The organism is Oscillospiraceae bacterium, assembly GCA_015068645.1.
GTDB lineage: Bacteria > Bacillota > Clostridia > UMGS1840 > UMGS1840 > SIG452.
Genome location: SVKD01000002.1, coordinates 76,431 through 95,058, shown reverse-complemented (window position 1 = coordinate 95,058; position 18,628 = coordinate 76,431). Strand labels below are relative to the sequence as shown.

Annotated in this window: 15 protein-coding genes; 10 read left to right on the top strand and 5 right to left on the bottom strand. The window is 42.9% G+C overall.

The annotated features are described in order from the left end of the window. Nucleotides 1-416 precede the first annotated feature (416 nt). The 3 genes from E7413_01360 (at nucleotide 417) to E7413_01350 (ending at nucleotide 6,436) form a co-directional block, all read left to right on the top strand. The gene (locus tag E7413_01360) at nucleotides 417-1,487 is read left to right on the top strand and encodes a carbamoyl phosphate synthase small subunit (protein ID MBE7018519.1); all 1,071 of its coding nucleotides are present in this window, start codon (nucleotides 417-419) and stop codon (nucleotides 1,485-1,487) included. Continuing rightward, entirely contained in the window at nucleotides 1,474-5,517 is a 4,044-nt protein-coding gene (gene carB / locus E7413_01355; GenBank protein MBE7018518.1) for a carbamoyl-phosphate synthase large subunit, read from the top strand. Before E7413_01360 ends, carB begins: the two co-directional genes overlap by 14 nt. Nucleotides 5,518-6,187: 670 nt before the next feature. Next, nucleotides 6,188-6,436, top strand: a complete 249-nt coding sequence (locus E7413_01350; GenBank protein ID MBE7018517.1) for a hypothetical protein — start codon at nucleotides 6,188-6,190, stop codon at nucleotides 6,434-6,436. Nucleotides 6,437-6,591: 155 nt separating this feature from the next. Here the strand turns inward: E7413_01350 and E7413_01345 are convergent, their stop codons facing one another. The 5 genes from E7413_01345 to E7413_01325 form a co-directional block, all read right to left on the bottom strand. Beyond that, nucleotides 6,592-8,823: an ATP-dependent Clp protease ATP-binding subunit gene (locus E7413_01345; protein MBE7018516.1), complete on the bottom strand. Its 2,232-nt coding sequence runs from the start codon at nucleotides 8,821-8,823 to the stop codon at nucleotides 6,592-6,594. Nucleotides 8,824-8,880: 57 nt separating this feature from the next. Next, nucleotides 8,881-9,204: a DUF1292 domain-containing protein gene (locus E7413_01340; GenBank protein MBE7018515.1), complete on the bottom strand. Its 324-nt coding sequence runs from the start codon at nucleotides 9,202-9,204 to the stop codon at nucleotides 8,881-8,883. A gap of 81 nt (nucleotides 9,205-9,285) precedes the next feature. Further along, entirely contained in the window at nucleotides 9,286-9,705 is a 420-nt protein-coding gene (gene ruvX, locus E7413_01335) for a Holliday junction resolvase RuvX (protein ID MBE7018514.1), read from the bottom strand. Nucleotides 9,706-10,162: 457 nt separating this feature from the next. Beyond that, complete coding sequence (locus E7413_01330) at nucleotides 10,163-10,465, bottom strand: Dabb family protein (protein ID MBE7018513.1); 303 nt, start codon at nucleotides 10,463-10,465, stop codon at nucleotides 10,163-10,165. Nucleotides 10,466-10,522: 57 nt separating this feature from the next. Then, nucleotides 10,523-12,382: a polysaccharide biosynthesis protein gene (locus E7413_01325; GenBank protein ID MBE7018512.1), complete on the bottom strand. Its 1,860-nt coding sequence runs from the start codon at nucleotides 12,380-12,382 to the stop codon at nucleotides 10,523-10,525. A 312-nt stretch (nucleotides 12,383-12,694) separates the two neighbouring features. Here E7413_01325 and E7413_01320 point away from each other — a divergent pair, with 312 nt between their 5' ends. The 7 genes from E7413_01320 to E7413_01290 all read left to right on the top strand — a co-directional run bounded on the left by E7413_01320 (nucleotide 12,695) and on the right by E7413_01290 (nucleotide 18,612). Further along, on the top strand, nucleotides 12,695-13,489 hold the full coding sequence (locus E7413_01320; protein ID MBE7018511.1) for a hypothetical protein: 795 nt from the start codon (nucleotides 12,695-12,697) through the stop codon (nucleotides 13,487-13,489). Continuing rightward, on the top strand, nucleotides 13,486-14,415 hold the full coding sequence (locus E7413_01315; GenBank protein MBE7018510.1) for a CpsD/CapB family tyrosine-protein kinase: 930 nt from the start codon (nucleotides 13,486-13,488) through the stop codon (nucleotides 14,413-14,415). The genes E7413_01320 and E7413_01315 overlap by 4 nt, the downstream gene beginning before the upstream one ends. Nucleotides 14,416-14,460: 45 nt before the next feature. Beyond that, nucleotides 14,461-15,246 carry a hypothetical protein gene (locus E7413_01310; protein MBE7018509.1) on the top strand — a complete coding sequence of 262 codons (786 nt, stop codon included), beginning with the start codon at nucleotides 14,461-14,463 and terminating at the stop codon, nucleotides 15,244-15,246. 27 nt (nucleotides 15,247-15,273) lie between these two features. Next, a complete protein-coding gene (locus E7413_01305; protein MBE7018508.1) occupies nucleotides 15,274-15,531 on the top strand; it encodes a PqqD family protein in 258 nt (85 codons plus the stop codon). Nucleotides 15,532-15,534: 3 nt separating this feature from the next. Beyond that, nucleotides 15,535-16,002: a hypothetical protein gene (locus tag E7413_01300; GenBank protein ID MBE7018507.1), complete on the top strand. Its 468-nt coding sequence runs from the start codon at nucleotides 15,535-15,537 to the stop codon at nucleotides 16,000-16,002. Nucleotides 16,003-16,019: 17 nt separating this feature from the next. Beyond that, entirely contained in the window at nucleotides 16,020-17,624 is a 1,605-nt protein-coding gene (locus E7413_01295) for an ABC transporter ATP-binding protein (GenBank protein ID MBE7018506.1), read from the top strand. Nucleotides 17,625-17,979: 355 nt separating this feature from the next. Beyond that, nucleotides 17,980-18,612, top strand: coding sequence for a copper amine oxidase N-terminal domain-containing protein (locus E7413_01290; protein ID MBE7018505.1), 633 nt, complete (start codon nucleotides 17,980-17,982; stop codon nucleotides 18,610-18,612). Nucleotides 18,613-18,628: the final 16 nt, after the last annotated feature.

Genomic DNA, 18,628 nt, shown 5'->3' with positions numbered 1-18,628 from the left:
TAACGAAAAATTGCGGTGGCAGGCGTTGCCTGCATTATAATGCACCCGAAGGGTGCCACCATAATTATTCATTATTCAATCTTCACTCTTCATTATTTTAAGCAAAAAACCGTAAGGATTTTATCTTTAGAATCCTTACGGTTTTTCAAGGAAATTTTTTGATTTTCCAATCCCGAAAAATTGTAGAAATATACGAAAAAAACCAAGAAAAAATCATTGACAATTATCGTCAGAAATGATACAATAAATAGAAAGAAATTTCTCCTGAATTTCGAAAAGAATAGCATCTGCTTTTCTAAAAAAACCGAAATCCCTTGTGATTTCGGAAAAAATTTTACCCATTTTTAGAAAAAACCGCTTAAAATCGTTGATTTTTGGCTACGATACACACAATCAGAAAGGAAGTTTTCGCTCATATGAAAGAGATGTACTTGATTCTGGAAAACAAAACAGTTTTTCGTGGAAAAAGCTTTGGCGCTTACCGTGAAGCGGTAGGCGAACTTGTGTTTTCCACCAATATGCTTGGTTATATGGATACTCTGACCGACCCTGCGAATTTCGGTCAGCTTGTGATTTCCACTTTCCCCGAAATGGGTTGTCACGGTACCATCGCAGAAGAAATGGCAGGCAAAAAAGCGTCTTGTTTTGGTTATATTGTGAAAGATTGGTGTCAGGCACCGTCCAACTGGCGTTTGGAGGGTGATCTTGACACTTTTTTAAAGGAAAAAGACATCCCCGGTATTTACGGCATTGATACCAGAAAGCTGACCAAAATGGTAAGAGACGCCGGCACTATGAACGCAAAAATTTCCTTTACCCCTGATTTTACTGACGATATTGCAAGTTATAAAATTGTGGATGCGGTAAAATCCGTATCCGTTTCCGAAAAGGAAACCATTCCTGCAAAAGAAGGCAAATACAATGTGGTCATGTGGGATTTTGGTTGCAACAACAATATGGCAAAAGCATTTTTAGATGCAGGCTGTGATGTGACCAAGGTTCCCTACAACACTCAGGCAGAAGAAATTCTCGCATTAAAGCCCGACGGTGTGATTTTATCCGGCGGACCCGGGGACCCCACTACCTTAACCGATGTGATTACCGAAATCCGTCAGTTAAAAGACATTCCCACTCTGGGAATTGGTTTGGGACACCAGCTGTTGGCGCTGTCTCAGGGTGCAAAAATTGAAAAACTGAAATTCGGCCACCGTGGTGCATCTGTTCCCGTTCGCAATGAAACCACCGGCAAGGTTTACATTTCCTCTCAGAATCACAGCTACCAGGTGGTAAACGATTCTGTGGAAGCTTTTGGTAAAGTTTCGTATCGTAATGTAAACGATGGCACGGTTGAGGGAATTGACTATGCCAACATTCCTGCATTTTCCGTGCAGTTTAACATTGAAAGCTTTTCCGAGCCCATGAATCCCGGATTTTTGGTGGGCAGATTTACAAAGATGATGGAGGATAGAAAAGATGCCGTTAAATAAAGAAATCAAAAAAGTTTTAGTCATCGGTTCCGGCCCCATTGTCATTGGTCAGGCAGCAGAGTTTGACTATGCAGGCACCCAGGCTTGTCGTGCTTTAAAAGAAGACGGTCTGGAAGTTGTTTTGGTAAACTCCAACCCTGCAACCATTATGACCGACAGCAAAATGGCTGATAAAATCTACATTGAACCCTTAACTCTGCCCGTTATCAAAAGAATTATCGAAAAAGAAAAGCCGGATAGCTTACTCTCAACCTTAGGCGGTCAGACAGGCTTAACCCTGTCTATGCAGCTGGCAAAAGAAGGCTTTTTGGACAAGCATAACGTAAAATTATTGGGCGCAAATCCTGAAACCATCGACAAGGCAGAAGACCGTCAGATGTTTAAGGATATGATGGAAAAAATCAACCAGCCCGTTATCCCCTCCAAGGTTGTAAACACTTTGGAAGACGCCCTGGATTTTGCACATTCCATCGGCTATCCGTTGATTATCCGTCCCGCATTTACCTTAGGCGGTACCGGCGGCGGTATTGTAAATAACGAAGAAGAAATGATTGAGATTACCACCAACGGTCTGCGTCTTTCTCCCATTACTCAGGTTTTGGTGGAAAAATGTGTGTCCGGCTGGAAGGAAATCGAATTTGAAGTAATTCGTGACAGCAAAGGCAATTCCATCACCGTCTGCAGTATGGAAAACTTAGACCCTGTTGGTGTGCATACCGGTGACTCCATTGTTATCGCACCTGCGGTTTCTCTGTCTGACTACGAATATTCCATGTTAAGACGTGCAGCGCTTGACATTTTGAACGAATTAAAAATCGAAGGCGGTTGTAACTGTCAGTTCGCATTAAATCCCAACAGTTTTGAATATGCGGTTATCGAGGTAAACCCCAGAGTTTCCCGTTCTTCTGCACTTGCATCCAAAGCAACCGGTTATCCCATTGCAAAAGTTGCGGCAAAAATTGCAATCGGCTATCAGCTGGACGAAATTTTAAATGCAGTAACCGGCAAAACCTATGCTTGTTTTGAACCTGCCATTGACTATGTGGTAGTAAAATTCCCCAAATTCCCCTTCGATAAATTTGTGTATGCAAAACGTGATTTAGGCACTCAGATGAAGGCTACCGGGGAAGTTATGGCAATCGGTGCCACCTTTGAAGAAGCCATTATGAAAGCAGTCCGCGGAGCAGAAATTTCCAAGGATTCTATGCGCCATAAAGACTTGGTTGGCTTATCCGATGAGGTGATTAACGAAAAACTTTATCAGTGCAACGACGAAAGAATTTTCGTGGTGTATGAAGCTATCACCCGTGGCGTTTCTATCGACACCATCTATGATATCACCAAGATTGACCGTTGGTTCTTATCCAAGCTCTATAATCTTTACAAGATGGAATGTCGCTTGAAAGAAGAACCCTTAACCAAAGAACTTCACTTAGAAGCGAAGAAAATGGGCTTTTTGGACAAGGTGATTGAAAACTTATCCAATCAGAAAGTTCCTGAAAAAATCTATGCTTCCTATAAGATGGTAGACACCTGTGCAGGGGAATTTGATGCACAGACCCCCTACTTCTATTCTTCCTATGAAGAAGCCAACGAAGCAAGAGAATTTATTGATAACAATCCCACCGACAAAAAGACCATTATCGTATTCGGTTCCGGTCCGATCCGTATCGGTCAGGGGATTGAGTTTGACTATGCATCCGTACACTGTGTATGGGCGCTCCAGGAAGCAGGTTACGAAGTGGTTATCGTCAACAATAACCCCGAAACCGTTTCCACCGACTTTGACACTGCAAACCGTCTGTATTTTGAACCCTTAAACCCCGAAGACGTGATGAACGTGATTCACACCGAAAAACCCTACGGCGTGGTGGTTGCATTTGGTGGCGGTACTGCCATTAAACTGACCAACTTCCTCCAGGAAAACGGGGTAAGAATCTTGGGTACCAGTGCAGACAGCATTGATATGGCGGAAGACAGAGAACGTTTTGACGATTTACTTGAAAGACTCAACATCAAACGTCCTCAGGGCTTTACCGTGTTAACCGAAGAAGAAGCATTGGAAACTGCAAACCGTATCGGTTATCCCGTGCTGATTCGTCCGTCTTATGTATTGGGCGGTCAGAATATGATTATTGCTTGGAACGATAACGACACCAAGGAATATATGAAGATTATTTTGCACGGTCTGGACGAAAACCCCATTTTGATTGACAAATATTTAATGGGTACTGAAATTGAAGTTGACGCCATTTCCGACGGGGAAGACATTTTAATCCCCGGTATTATGGAACATATTGAACGTGCAGGGGTACACTCCGGTGACTCTATCGCCGTATATCCTGCGTTTAACTTAGATGTTCCCATGATTCAAAAAATCATTGATGCTACCAAGAAATTAGCCGTTGCCTTAAACACCAAAGGTCTGGTAAATATCCAGTATCTGGTGTATGATAACGAATTATATGTCATCGAAGTAAATCCCAGATCTTCCAGAACTGTTCCCTACATCAGCAAGGTAACCAAGGTGCCTATGATTGACTTGGCAACCCGTGCAATGTTGGGCGAAAAATTAAAAGATATGGGTTACGGCACCGGTCTTTACAGAAATTCTCCCTATGTGGCAGTCAAAGTGCCTGTGTTCTCCTTTGCCAAACTCTTAGGGGTAGACATTCACTTAGGGCCTGAAATGAAATCCACCGGGGAAGTTTTAGGTATCGGTGCAAACTTGGAAGAAGCCCTGTATAAAGGCTTAATCGGAGCCGGCTATCAGCTCCATAAAAAAGGCGGTGTGTTCATTTCCGTAAGAAATTCCGACAAAGCGGAAATTTACGGCGTGGCAAAAGGATTCCACGATTTAGGATTCACCTTATATTCCACTCACGGCACCGCAAAAGTGCTCTCCGATGCAGGTCTTCCTGTTATCCCCGTGGATAAAATTCACGAAAATGCAGAAAACAACACTCTAACCTTGATTGAAAGCGGTAAAGTAAACTTTGTAGTTTCCACTTCCGCAAAAGGTAGACTGCCCGAACGTGACAGCGTAAAAATCAGAAGAAAAGCGGTAGAAAGAAGCGTTCCCTGCTTCACCTCTATTGACACTGCAAACGCTGTTATCAACTCTATGAAAGGTAAATACTCTGAACAAAGCATCGAAATCGTGGATATCAACAATATGCGCGAAGATAAAGTGACTGTGGAATTTACCAAAATGCAGAGCTTGGGCAACGATTATATCTATTTTGATTGCTTAGACAAGCAGATTGATAACCCCGAAGCACTGGCAATCCGTCTTTCCGACCGTCACTTTGGCATCGGTGCAGACGGTGCGGTGGTCATTGAAGCTTCCAAAATTGCTGATGCGAAAATGAGAATCTTCAATGCAGATGGCACCGAGGGCAGAATGGGCGGAAACGCTATCCGTTGCGTGGGTAAATACCTGTATGACAAGGGCATTGTTCCCCGTGAAGATATGGAAATTGAAACCTTAAGCGGTGTGAAAAAGCTGAAGGTTTACACCATGGAGGGCGAAGTAGTTGCAGCACAGGTAGATATGGGCAAGGCAGAAACCAAACCCGAACTGGTTCCCGTGGTTTCCGACAAAGAACCGGTGATTAACGAACCCATCAGTGTTGCAGACGAAACCTTTAACGTAACCTGCTTAGCAGTTGGCAATCCTCACGCAGTAGTATTCACTGAAAACTTAGACACCGTAAACTTAGAAAAAATTGGTCCCGAACTGGAATATCATCCCATGTTCCCCGATCGGGTAAACGTGGAATTTGTTACTGTGATTGATAAAAACACCCTGAAAATGCGTGTTTGGGAACGTGGTATCGGCGAAACCTTAGCTTGCGGTACCGGTGCTTGCGCAGCAGCTGTTGCAGCAATCTTAAACGGTCACTGTGAAAAAGATACCGATATCACCGTGAAGCTCCCCGGCGGAGATTTAAAAATCCGTTACACAGATTCAACTATTCAAATGACTGGACCGGCGGTGAAATCCTTTGAAGGTAAAGTTTCTTTCTAACGGCTTGAAAAAGAACATAGACCGCAAAAGGCATAGGATTTATTTCCTATGCCTTTTTGTTTAAGGTGAAAATTTGTTGGCACAAATTTTGATTAGAATGCCTTTTGCTATCTGCAAACTTCACCGCTCGGCGTACCAATGTACGCCTTCGGGTAACCCTTCGGTTCAGTTTGCAAATTCTATGCCCTTTTTCTTCGCCTTTGGGAACGGCTTGATAAATGGCGCATAATCCGTGAATCTCACCGCTCGGCGTACCGTTATGCTGTACGCAGTACTACGGCTTCGGGCTCGTCAAGGTGTTGCCTTGATTCGATTTCCGAATTCTGCATCCATTTCTCATCGCCTTACGTTAGGATCAATAAAAAAGACGAAGTTCTTTTTCAAAGAATTTCGTCTTTTTGTTTTTGAGATAAAGTTGCATAGAACAATTTACACATCTGTCCCTACAATTTTTCTTTGATAAAATACTTGTAATTTTAAAATTTTTATGATACAATAAATTTGCGACATAATCCTATATATTGTACCCCAATGGAAATACTCTTGGTAAAAGGTATTTCCTCTATTTCTTATCCGTTGGGGTATGGATTGTGTCGCAACAATCGAGGATAATACTTTTTCGGTGTGTCTTCGGTTGAAGGCACACTTTTTTATTATAGGGGGAAAATCTATGATTATTGATATTACAGGAATAGAACTGATTCCAGGAAATGGCGGAAAAGACTGTCCCGGTAATGGTGAAAACGGAAATGAGTGCTGTTGCGATGAATGTAATTATATGTGTTGTTGCTTTGAATTACGTGGAAAACATGATTGCAACGAATGTGTTCATACCCAGTGTCCCCGCAATAAAAATTACGCTTTGAAATTAGAAAAAATTGAATCGTTACGAAAATATACGAGAAATCATAATTTATAAAATGTAGGGGACGGTGCCCACACCGTCCCGTTTTTTGGTATTGCTATTCTTTATGTTATGCGAAATCATAAAATCGGACAGATGACCACATCTGTCCCTACAATTTTTCTTCTTTCAAACAAAAAAGAACGCTATCATTGATAGCGTTCTTTTTATTATTTTGTAATGGTTACTTCGTTATTTTGATAATCTGCCGTAAAGGTTTCGCCGGCGAGCAATTCGCCCGAAATGAAAAGATCTGCAATCTTGTCTTCCACTTCACGTTCAATCAAGCGGCGAAGGGGTCTTGCACCGAATTTTTCATCAAAACCGTTTTCGATCAGGTATTCCACTAACGCATCGGTAAAGGAAACATAAAGCTTTTTATCTCTGAGATTCTTTTTAATATCCGAGAGCATAATGTGGGTAATTTTGCGAAGTTCTTCTTTGCCCAACGGGTCAAACACCACAACTTTATCCACTCGGTTTAAAAACTCGGGACGGAAAAATTCACGAAGTGCTTTATTCACCTTATCTTTGGCTTTTCCTTCGTTTCCTTCCGAAAAACCTAAGGATGCGGCTTTATAGTCACTGCCTGCATTGGTGGTCATAATGATGATGGCATTATAGAACCGCACGGTTTTGCCGTGGCTATCGGTTAAAATACCGTCATCTAAAATCTGCAGAAGCAGGTTAAACACATCAGGATGTGCTTTTTCAATTTCGTCAAAGAGAATAATGGAATAGGGTTTCTTTCTGATTTTTTCGGTAAGAAGCCCTGCATCATCGTAGCCAACGTATCCCGGAGGGGAACCAATCAGCTTAGATGCGGTGTGCTTTTCCATATATTCACTCATATCAAAACGAATGATGCTTTCCTCACTGCCAAACAGTTCATACGCCAAGGTTTTTACCAGCTCGGTTTTCCCCACACCCGTAGGACCTGCGAAAATGAAAGAGGTGGGCTTTCTTTTGGAAGAAAGACCTGCTCTGCCACGGCGAACTGCAGCGGCAACGGCGTTTACCCCGTCTTCCTGACCTGCAATGCGGAGTTTCAGTTTCTCTTCTAAGTGAATCAGATTTTTCGCTTCAATGCCTGTGATATTGCGAACGGGAATTCTTGTGATATTTTCAATCACGGTGGCAATATCTTCGGTGGTTACCGCACGGTATGCCCCTTTTTCCAGCTCAGCAATTCTGTCACGAAGCTGACATTCTTTAATCTTATAGTCTGCCGCCTTCTGATAATCGTCGATGGAATCGTTTTCCACCGATGCTTCCTTTAATTCCACGATGGAGGCAAGTTCTGCCTTTAATTTTTCCAGTTCCACCAAAGAATCGTTGGTCACATTTTTTACCGCACCGCTTTCGTCCATCAAATCAATTGCTTTATCGGGCAGTTTTCTATCGAAAATATAGCGGTCTGCCATTACAGCAGCGGTTTCAATAGCTTCATCGGAATAGGTTACCTTGTGATAATCTTCGTAGTAGCCACGGATACCTTTTAAGATTTCAATGGTTTCATACACATCGGGTTCTTCCACCATAACCGTTGCAAAACGGCGTTCTAAGGCAGAATCCTTTTCGATATGCTTTCTGTATTCTTCGGGGGTGGTGGCACCAATCATGCGAAGCTGACCTTTTGCCAGATAGGGTTTTAAGATGTTTGCCGCATTCATTGCGCCGTTGGCATCACCTGCCGCCACGATGTTGTGAATTTCGTCAATCACCAAGATCACGTTGCCACGTTCGATGGCGTCTGTTACCACAGCTTTTAAGCGCTGCTCAAACTGACCCCGAAACTGGGTGCCTGCAATCATTCCCGCAAAATCCACTAAGAAAATCTGAGCGTTTAACAGCTTGTGAGGCACTTCGCCTTTCACAATCTTTAATGCCAGACCTTCTGCAATGGCAGTTTTCCCAACACCGGGTTCCCCTAAAAGAACCGGATTATTTTTGGTACGGCGGTTTAAGATGTGAATTACGCGGTTGATTTCTGCATTTCTGCCGATGACCGCGTCGATTTCGCCCAAACGAGCCTTGTCGTTTAAGTTGGTGCCGTAGGATTCCAACGGAGTTTTCTTTTGATTTTTCTGTTTTTTGTTTTTCTGTTTGATGCCAATGTCCTCCGGACGGATTTCTGCCTCCTCAGGCATTTCATCCATGGGCATCATCATCATATTGTCGCCGAACATAGCGCCTTGTTCCATCATTTCGGTAAGCTGTTCGTTCATATTCATAAAATCATCTTCATTGATGCCAAACTGGGAAAGCATCTTATCAAAGGGCTTAATTCCCAACTCTTTGGCACACTGGAAGCACAATCCTTCGGAAACTTCCTTACCGTTTTCCATTTTTGTGACGAACACAACTGCCATATTCTTTTTACATTTTGAACATAATACCATTAAAAAAGCCTCTTTTAATTCAGAAATTTGCGAAAAGACTAAAATTTATCAAAAAGATTAGTCTAATAATTCGTCTTCACGGCGAAGAAGTTCACGGAATGCCGCTTCTTCTTCGGTAGCGTCTTCAATTTCGATGAAAGCGTTGCCGTCTTCGGTAACTTTTAACATTACCACATCCACTTCATCAGGTTCTTCTGCGGTCAATACGGGAGTGAATGCACCGTAAACACCGTCTCCAAACTCAAATAAGTCAATGAGTTCATAGTCTTCAGGTTTACCGTTTTCATCGTATAAGGTAACAATCTGTTCGATGGTTTCTTCCTCTTCCTGAGGAATTGTCACAATATTTTCCTGTTCATTTAAGTTTTTATTGTTTGCCATTTTGAATGACCTCCTTGTTCTTTTGACTTTTTTGGAATCAATTTGTTCCAAAAATATGAAATGAAATTTAAAATCTTCTGTTTAGCCTTGAGGATGGCTTTGTATATATCCCTGCAGAATAATTGCCGCAGAAAGCATATCTTTTTTGCCTTCTTTTTTACGCACATTCATTCCGATTAACGCCCGCTGTGCCACAATGGTGGTCATTCGCTCATCGTAAAAATCAATGGGGATTTGGGGGAAATCTTCGGAAAGTTTTTTGGCAAAGTCACGGGTTTTTTCCACACGGGGACCCTCACTGCCATCCATGTTTTTGGGAAGGCCCAGCACGAATTTTTTTATCTGATATTCATTGACATACCCAACCAACTGTTTTAGGGCATCCCGATCCCCATTCACGGTAATATAACCAATGGGTTGAGCGGTGATGCCAAGCAGGTCGGAAACGGCAAGACCGATTCTGCGGTCACCGTAGTCAATCGCTAACGTTCTCGGATACATAGTGCCTCCCCGGTTTGAATGAATAGTGAATAATGAATAATGAAGAATTGCGGTGGCAGGCAAAGCCTGCATTGTAGGGAACGGATTCATCCGTTCTGTTATTTTGCGGAATGCATAAATGCATTCCCTACACAGTAAGGTGAGAATGAATCCACCGAATCCGCATTGTTGGAGCAAGCATTTGTTTGGTTCTCCGCTATCTGAGGTGCAGGAAAAGGGCGCAGAACGGACAAACTGAACCCGCAGGGGTTACCCGAAGGCGTACACAGGTACGCCGAGAGGTGAAGTTTGTTCGTAACAAAAAAGCAATTACAATTCAAAATTGTTGCAAACAATTTTCACTTTGAAAAATGACACCTCATCCGTCAAAACCTATGGTTTTGCCACCTTCCCCTCGAGGGGAAGGTGGCAAAAAATGTTGCTTTTTTGTGGTCTGCGTTCTTTTACAAGCTGTTTTCTAAGCTTCGTAGTCGCAGAGTACCCGACTTTCTGCAATTGCTCTGATATAGCCTTTGCAAGCAACATGCAGAGGATGATCCTGATAAGCGTTTAAGCTGTCCCAATCGGGAAATTCGGAATACAGGCAAATGTCGTATGCCGCATCGCTTTTATTTTGGTCAATTCCCACTTCGCAGGTGAGAAGACCGGGGATTTTGCCGTTTAAGTCTTCCAGCATTTCTTTCATCTTCAGCATCATCTGCGCCTTGGATTCGCCGTTTACTTCGTCTTTAATGTTCCAGAATACAATGTGTTTTACCATAATTTTTTCTCCATTTTTGCTAGGATTGCGTTGGGTTGGTTGCTTTTGCTTATGGGGTTACTTTACTTTTTGGGCATCCAGATCGGGAGTATAGGTGTCTACCATAGCGGCAACCGCTTTTTTCACTCCGTCGGGATCGGTATCGTAAAGCACAGCTTTTAAGGTTTCCAGCTGTTTGGTTAACTGTTCATATTCACAGGCAATAGGCTGCCCGATGAAAATCTTGTTGTGAGAGGTATTGGTTAAGCCTTCTTCTGCCATCAAAAGCTCCTCGTAGAGCTTTTCGCCGGGACGAAGACCGGATACCTTGATTTCAATATCTTTTCCGGGAGTGTAGCCGGAAAGACGAATCAGTTTTTCTGCCAAATCGTAAATTTTAACGGGGCGTCCCATATCCAGCACGAAAATTTCGCCGCCGGTGGCAAAGCTTGCCGCCTGCAACACCAGCTGGGACGCTTCGGGAATGGTCATAAAATAACGGGTGATGTCTTTGTGTGTTACAGTAACAGGTCCGCCACGCTGAATCTGTTTGCGGAACAGCGGAATTACCGAACCGTTGGAGCCAAGCACGTTTCCGAACCGAACTGCCACAAAATCAGTTTCCGAAATGGACTGAATGGACTGGGTAATCATTTCGCAGATACGTTTGGTAGCACCCATAATGTTGGTGGGATTTACCGCTTTATCGGTGGAAATCAGCACAAATTTTTCTACCTGATACTTATGAGCGGTCAGGGCTGTGTTCAAGGTGCCGAATACGTTGTTTTTAATAGCTTCCTGAGGGCTTTTTTCCATGAGAGGCACGTGTTTGTGGGCTGCTGCATGGAACACCAACTGGGGACGGTAATGTGCAAACAGTTCGTCTAGACGCTGCTGGTCTCGTACGGAAGCGATAATTACATCCAGCGACAAATCAGGATATTGATAACGAAGCTCCTGCTGCAGATCGTAGGCATTGTTTTCGTAGCAATCCACCACAACCAACTTGCCGGGATTGTATTTGGCAATCTGGCGACAAAGCTCAGAGCCGATGGAGCCGCCTCCTCCGGTTACCAGCACGGTTTTGCCGGCTATCTGACTTTTTAAGCTCTGGTTATCCAGATGGATGGGGTCACGTTCCAAAAGGTCTTCAATTTCCACGTCACGAATGGCGTTGGAGGAAATGGACTTTTTATCAGACATAGATTGTTCAATGCCGGGAAGAATTTTGATTTTGCAGGCGGTTTCGCTACAGATGGATAAAATCTTCTGCAAAGATGCCTGGTCAACCGAGGGAATGGCGATAATAATCACTTCCACATTCTGTGCTTTTGCTACTTGGGGAATGTCTTTTCGGGAGCCGAACACACGGTATCCGTGAATGGAACGTCCCACTTTTTGGGGGTTATCGTCAATAATTCCTACAACACGGTATAAATTCTGCTGATTTCTCAAAATATCTTCAATCAAAAGCTTTGCGGCAGAACCGCCACCCACGATTAAGGTGTTGGCGCCGTCTTTGCTCTTGTGCGGCAGGTCGGTAGCAGACAAAATCATACGGATTGCCACACGGTTGATAACTACAATAACTGCTGCCAAAAAGCTGAAGATCAGAATAATTTTGTGTGATAAGAACAAATTGGAGAAAAATACTCTTGCCAAAAATACGGGAATCACACCGATGCCGAAATATCCCATAGTTCTGCCGTATTCCCTCACGCTGCTGTACTTCCAGAGGGTGTTATAGCAACCGCCGATGATTAAGGAAACGGTAGCACAGACAGTGGTTAACAGAACCGTGCGAATGGTTTGGTCTACAATCGCCTGAGATACTCCTTCATCAAACCGGATGAGAATGAATGCAAGATATGAGAAAACAATGCAGACAAAATCCGCAAAAATCAGGCTGTATTTTTTGTATTTTTTAAAGGTGTCCATCGGAAAAAATCTCCTTCTTCGGTAAGGTTTTCGCGGTGGGGAAATGCATATTACGCTATTATATAACACCATCATACTATAAAATGGGGAAAAAGTCAAGAAAAAACTCGCTGTTTTCCCTGAAAAATCCCTTGATATAAGCCCCAAAAGGAAGGTTGTGGAAAAAAGGGTCAAAAAACAGTAAAATCTGAGGAAAAACAGCTAAAAAATCAAGAAATCAGTTGACATTTGGGCAAACACATGCTATAATGGATGCGGAAAATTGTTTTCTTATAGTATAAAAACATCAATCCCGGAAAGGAAGCAAAGGATATGGAACGGAATTTTACCGTCAACGAGATTATCACAATACTGTTAAAACGACTGTGGCTGATTGTAACGATGGCTTTAATCGGAGGCATCATTGCATTTTCTTATTCTCAGTATGTTTTGCCGAAAAAATACACCGCTAAAGTTGCTCTTTATGTGTATAACGAAAAAAATGACCCCTTAAATCAGGGAATGAACGTGAATGACTTTAACCTGTCTGCCAAGCTGGTTAATACCTATATGGTTATTTTAAAAAGTGACACGGTTTTGGAAACTGTTTCCAACAAAATCAGTCGTCTTGGCGTGAACTACACTGCCAACGAATTAAGAGGGATGATTTCTTCCGACGTTCTGGAAGAAACCGAAGTATTTGAAGTTGCGGTTTCCTGCACCGATGCGGAACACGCAAAAATTATTGCAGATGCGATTGAGCAGGTGGCACCCATGGAAATTATCCGTGTGGTTCGTGCCGGTGCGGTGGAAACGGTGGACAAGGCAAATCTTCCCACCAAGCCCAGCTCCCCCAATGTTTCTCAGAATACCATCATCGGTGTTCTGGTGGGATTAGTGGTAGCCTGCGGTATGGCATTTGTGTTCGAGCTGATGAACACTTCCGTAAAATCCAAAGAAGAGCTTAGCGAGCAGTATAAGCTTCCGGTGCTTTCGGTTATTCCCAATCTGCACCACGAAGGCTCTTCTCACAGTCGTTACGGCGGAAGATACGGTTACAGTTACAACTACGGCTCTCATTATCAGTCTGAGCCTGAAAATCCGGAAGAAGGAGGGAAATCAGTATGAAAAAGTTAAATAATCACACGGTAGGCTCCCTGCTTCGTTCCCGCAAAAAAGAATCGCCTCGTCGCGCTACCCGTTCCACCCACTTAATTGACGATAAATCCAACTTCAGTATTCGTGAAGCATATAAAATCGGCAGAACCAATATTCGTTTTGCTCTGCCCGAAGAAGAAAGCAGCGTCATCATCGTAACCAGTTCCTGGCCCATGGAAGGCAAAACCACCAACTGCATTAATCTGGCGATTGCCTTTGCACAAACCGGTGAGAAAACGCTGCTGATTGACTGTGACTTAAGAAAGCCCCGTGTTGCCAAAGTATTTGGTATTGTCTCTAAAACAGGCTTGTCCAACGCACTTCGTAGTTTTTGTCCGGTGAAGGAAGCAATTCAAGCTACCCAGTATGAGAACTTATTTGTTATGCCTTCCGGTCATATTCCTCCCAACCCTGCAGAGTTGTTATCCTCTAAGGAAATGCAGGACATGCTCACCGAGCTTAAGAAAGAATACCGATATATTTTAATTGATACTCCCCCTGTAAATCTTCTGGCGGATGCGCTGCTATTGGCAAGCTCTGCATCCGGTACCGTTATGGTTGCCCGTCAGGGAGTAACTGACCATAAGTCTTTGCAGGAAGCATTGGAAAAACTGAAATTCTCAGGCGCAAAAGTGTTGGGATTTCTCTTAAATGATGCCGTGGAAGACGGCGGCTCTTACTATCGCTACCATATGGGTTACGGCAGATACGGTTACTACAAACGCCGTTATTACGGTAACTATAGCGGTTCTTACAGCTCTTACGAATATTCCAACAAAGCAAAAGATTCCCGTACCAAAGAAAGAGCTGAGTTGCTCAAGAAAATGAGACAGGGCGGTCAAGTTTCCGCCGGTGAAAAAGCCACCGTGAGAAAGCGCGACTCCAAAGAAAAATAATCCGCATTTCCCTTTGAAATCAACCATCGGAAAGCAGGTGAGCACATGCTGAAATACGTAGACGTGCATTCTCATATTCTTCCCAAATTTGATGACGGTCCCGAGCATATTGAAACCTCCTTAAAAATGTTGGAGGAAGAATACCGTCAGAATGTGGAAACGGTGATTTGCACTCCTCATTGCAAGGATATTGAAAATATTTCCATTGATGAATTTATTGCCAAACGCAACAGACGTGCCATGGAGCTTCGGCAATTTGCCAAAGAAAAAGGAGTAACGTTTCCCGATCTTCGTTTGGGTGCAGAAGTGCTTTTAAACTGTGACCTTTCGGAAATTAACGGTATTGAGAAGCTCGCCATCGAAGGTACCCGATACATTTTGGTGGAAATGCCTTATTCCACCGCTTGGTACGATTGGATGTTTGATTCTATTTATGCGCTGATTGCCCATTGTAACTTGATTCCCGTGATTGCGCATATTGAGCGTTATCCTCACGTGGATAAGAAAAAGATTAATAAACTTGCGGCAATGGATGTGTATTTTCAGATTAACGCCGAATCTATTTTAGATAAAAAAATGCGTAAATACGTACTTAAAATGGTTGAAAAAGACGCCATCCACCTGATGGGAAGCGATTGTCACAATCAGTCTGAGCGTTCCCCCAATCTGGCAGAAGCGTATGACTATCTTAATCATAAAGTGTCGGATGAATTTGCGCAGTACATGAATGTGAACAGTCATTTGTTATTAGATAATGAATATATCGAAAAATTCGCCAGCAACTATTATCAGGCGGAGCCGGAAGGCTTTTTCAAACGTATTTTTCGGTAAGTTTTTTGGTAACAGAGAGGAGAAATTATGAAATTAAAAGACGGCTTTATGCTCAAAGAAGTGGCAGGCAGCTATATTGTGATTCCCGTTGGCCAGATAGATTTTACTGCGATGATCACCGTGAACGAAACCGGTGCTTTCTTGTGGGAGCTTTTGGGTGATGACTGTGATATGGACCATCTTTGCGCCAAAATGACTGCGGAATACGATATCGACGAAGCCACCGCAAAACGGGATATCGAAGCATTTTTAAAAATTCTTTCTGACAATAATTTAATGGAATAAGCTATGGAACCGACAAGAAAAATAGCAGATGTGGCACTGATGGGAGCAGTTACCGAGGAAGCACTCCGTCGGGGAGACACCGTCCGTATGACAGTAACGGGGAACAGTATGTATCCTCTGTTTCACACCAGACGTGACACGGTAGTCCTGTCCCCTGCCAAACACATCAAAAAATATGATATTACCTTTCATAAACGGGATGACGGCAGATACATTCTGCACCGTGTGCTGAAAGTTTGTAAAAACGGCACTTACCTGATTGCGGGAGACAATGAGCTAAAAACCGAGCCTCCGGTGCGTCGGGAGCAGATTTTAGGCGTTGTCACCGAGTTTACCCGTTGGGGGAAGGTGAAACAACCAAAAGGCCTCGGCTATTGGTTCTATGTTCGCATCTGGCACCTTTTGATGCCTTATCGCTGGAAAATTGTGAATTTCCGTTTGCGAAACGCTAGGGCGAATCCTAAAAAATAAATTTGGAGATACACGGCATGAAGAAGAACAGTCAATTAAAATGGCTTTTAAAAAGAACCGGGCCCAAAATGTATGGGAAACTGGCTCTTTTAACCTTGCTTGGTGTTGTGATGTCAACTATTGGCGTGCGGTTCGCCATCGTATCCAAAGACCTTTTGGATATCGCCTCTCATTCCGTGGAAGGTGATTTAACCGCCCAGGTTATCCGTCTTTTTGTGATGCTTGGTTTGCTTTTGGCAAGTCAGATTTTTTATTCTTTATACAACGCCCGTGTTAGCGGGCAATACGGAATCCGCTTAAAAGAACATGTGTTTCGCACCTGTTTAGAGCGTGATTGGCAACAAGTCAGCAATATTCACTCCGGGGAACTTATCAACCGTATCCATTCCGATGTAAACGTGGTGGTGACGGGGGTTATGCTGTTAGTCCCCAATTTGATTTCCCTGCTGGTTCGGATTTTCTTAAGCTTTTATGAAATGTTTCAGCTGGATTGGCTGTTGGCAACCATTTGTCTGATTCTGGCACCCTTCATTTTGTTGACGGCTCGGCTGTATTCATCCCGTATGAAAAAGCTGCACAAAAAATGTATGGAAACAGACGGGAAAACCAAATCCTTTATGCAGGAAATTTTGCAGAATTTATTGGTTATTAAAGCATACCGTGCAGAAGATAAAGTGGTGGAAGAGTCCCGCACATTTCAGTTTTTGCATTTTAAATTTACCTTAAAACGCAATCACATCAGTATTCTGATGAACATTTTGTTCTACTTAGCATTAACTGCAAGTTACTATGTCGCGATGGGCTACTGTGCGTGGAAGCTTTCGCTGGGACTGATGACTTTTGGTACTCTGATGGCAATCTTGCAGCTGGTAAATCAGGTGCAAACACCTTTTAAAGATTTATCGTCCATTGTGCCTCAGTATTTTTCCACATTAGCATCTGCAGAACGTCTGCAGGAACTGGAAAATCTGTCTGCTGACGGTCGCAAGTTTTTGGTGGATAACAAAAAACCTGTGGTGGAAGTGAAAAACATGAGCTTCTCCTACGGTGACGAAGAAATTTTTGACAATACCGATTTCACCATGAAAGACGGAGAATTCATCGCCATTTCCGGTATTTCCGGTATCGGTAAATCCACTTTATTAAAATTGATTATGGGCATCCTCACTCCCAAAAGCGGCGAAGTTTGTTGCTATCGGGAACTTGCTTATGTTCCGCAAGGGAATATGATTCTTTCCGGCACCATTCGGGAAAACATTGCCTTTTATCGCGGTGTTCGTGAGGATGATATTATAAAAGCTGCCAAAACAGCTGAAATTTATGACTTTATCCAAACTCTTCCCGAAGGGTTTGACACTGTTTTAGGGGAAAAAGGTCTTGGTCTCTCTGAAGGTCAGGTGCAACGACTTGCCATTGCAAGAGCGGTGTACCTGGATGCTCCCCTGTTTTTGCTGGATGAATGTACCTCTGCCTTAGATGAAGCCACCGAACAGAAGGTGCTATCCAATTTAAAGGCAATGCAAGGCAAATCCTGTATTATTATTTCTCATAAACAGGCTGCTTTTGATATCGCAGACAGAAAAATCGCTGTGGAAAACCGCAAAATTGTTTCAGTTGGATAAAATTCACAGAGCAAAAAATCCTATACTATTATATTATATATATAGGAGAATTTTTTGCGAAAAAATTACTCAATCTGCACAAAAAAAGTCCTAATCCGAAAAATTTGCTACACGAAAAACAGAAAATGTGCCACAAAATTTGTATTCCCCAACTTTTGTGGAAAAAATTTGTGGAAACAGCAAAACGAAATAAGAAGTGGCAATTTCTTTGGTTATTTTGCACAAAAAAATGCGAATGAATTTTACAAATAATTTTCATTTTTTTTTGAAAAAGGGTTGACCAAAAAAATGGGCTGTGCTATAATTATCATAGTAAAATAGCTATATTGTCTAGAGGTGGGGAGGCGTTTGACCAATGGTGAAGAAGATTTTGCTGTTTGTTTTGATGCTCTCAATCTGTATGTCAGTTGGCGTATTTGCGAATGAATCTGTCTCTGTTGCAGAAGCAGATTCCGTTGTTGCTGCGCAGTCAGATGAGGAACCGGAGGAAATCCGTCTTCGGAAAGCAGATACCATTTTTCTGCAAATCGGCAATTATGCTGCTGTTACCGATGGTAAACTCACTTGGATTGACCTGGCAAATAAAAATGTAATTCCTTATATTAAAGAAGATAGAACCATGGTTCCCTTAAGATTTTTAACCGAATCCTTGGGTGCAACCGTGGGTTATAATGCAGAAACCCGTGGCATCACCGTCACTTTAGGAGATATTGCGATGGAGCTCACTGTGGGCGAAAAAGCTTATCTTTTAAATGGTGAACTGTTCGAGATGGACTGTGCCGCAGAAATTCTGGAAGACAGAACCTTTGTTCCTGTTCGTTTCGTATCAGAAGCGCTGGGCAAATCGGTTACCTGGCTTTCCGCAGAACGTATTGTTGTTGTTACCGATGTTGCTTCTCCTTGGTTGGAAGGTAATGCGGCGGAAAATGCTGTTTTGGCTGAGGTTCGCTTGGATCTCTCCCCCTTAGGTCGCAACAATATCCGATAATTTTGATGAGAAACCC

Excerpts from the sequence above, each read along its gene's own strand:
- E7413_01310 (MBE7018509.1), top strand. The coding sequence starts at position 14,461 with ATGCTGAAATACGTAGACGTGCATTCTCATATTCTTCCCAAATTTGAT.
- E7413_01345 (MBE7018516.1), bottom strand. The coding sequence starts at position 8,823 with ATGGTATTATGTTCAAAATGTAAAAAGAATATGGCAGTTGTGTTCGTC.
- E7413_01350 (MBE7018517.1), top strand. The coding sequence starts at position 6,188 with ATGATTATTGATATTACAGGAATAGAACTGATTCCAGGAAATGGCGGA.
- E7413_01305 (MBE7018508.1), top strand. The coding sequence starts at position 15,274 with ATGAAATTAAAAGACGGCTTTATGCTCAAAGAAGTGGCAGGCAGCTAT.
- E7413_01325 (MBE7018512.1), bottom strand. The coding sequence starts at position 12,382 with ATGGACACCTTTAAAAAATACAAAAAATACAGCCTGATTTTTGCGGAT.
- E7413_01290 (MBE7018505.1), top strand. The coding sequence starts at position 17,980 with ATGGTGAAGAAGATTTTGCTGTTTGTTTTGATGCTCTCAATCTGTATG.
- E7413_01340 (MBE7018515.1), bottom strand. The coding sequence starts at position 9,204 with ATGGCAAACAATAAAAACTTAAATGAACAGGAAAATATTGTGACAATT.
- E7413_01360 (MBE7018519.1), top strand. The coding sequence starts at position 417 with ATGAAAGAGATGTACTTGATTCTGGAAAACAAAACAGTTTTTCGTGGA.
- E7413_01315 (MBE7018510.1), top strand. The coding sequence starts at position 13,486 with ATGAAAAAGTTAAATAATCACACGGTAGGCTCCCTGCTTCGTTCCCGC.
- carB (MBE7018518.1), top strand. The coding sequence starts at position 1,474 with ATGCCGTTAAATAAAGAAATCAAAAAAGTTTTAGTCATCGGTTCCGGC.
- E7413_01320 (MBE7018511.1), top strand. The coding sequence starts at position 12,695 with ATGGAACGGAATTTTACCGTCAACGAGATTATCACAATACTGTTAAAA.
- E7413_01330 (MBE7018513.1), bottom strand. The coding sequence starts at position 10,465 with ATGGTAAAACACATTGTATTCTGGAACATTAAAGACGAAGTAAACGGC.
- ruvX (MBE7018514.1), bottom strand. The coding sequence starts at position 9,705 with ATGTATCCGAGAACGTTAGCGATTGACTACGGTGACCGCAGAATCGGT.
- E7413_01300 (MBE7018507.1), top strand. The coding sequence starts at position 15,535 with ATGGAACCGACAAGAAAAATAGCAGATGTGGCACTGATGGGAGCAGTT.
- E7413_01295 (MBE7018506.1), top strand. The coding sequence starts at position 16,020 with ATGAAGAAGAACAGTCAATTAAAATGGCTTTTAAAAAGAACCGGGCCC.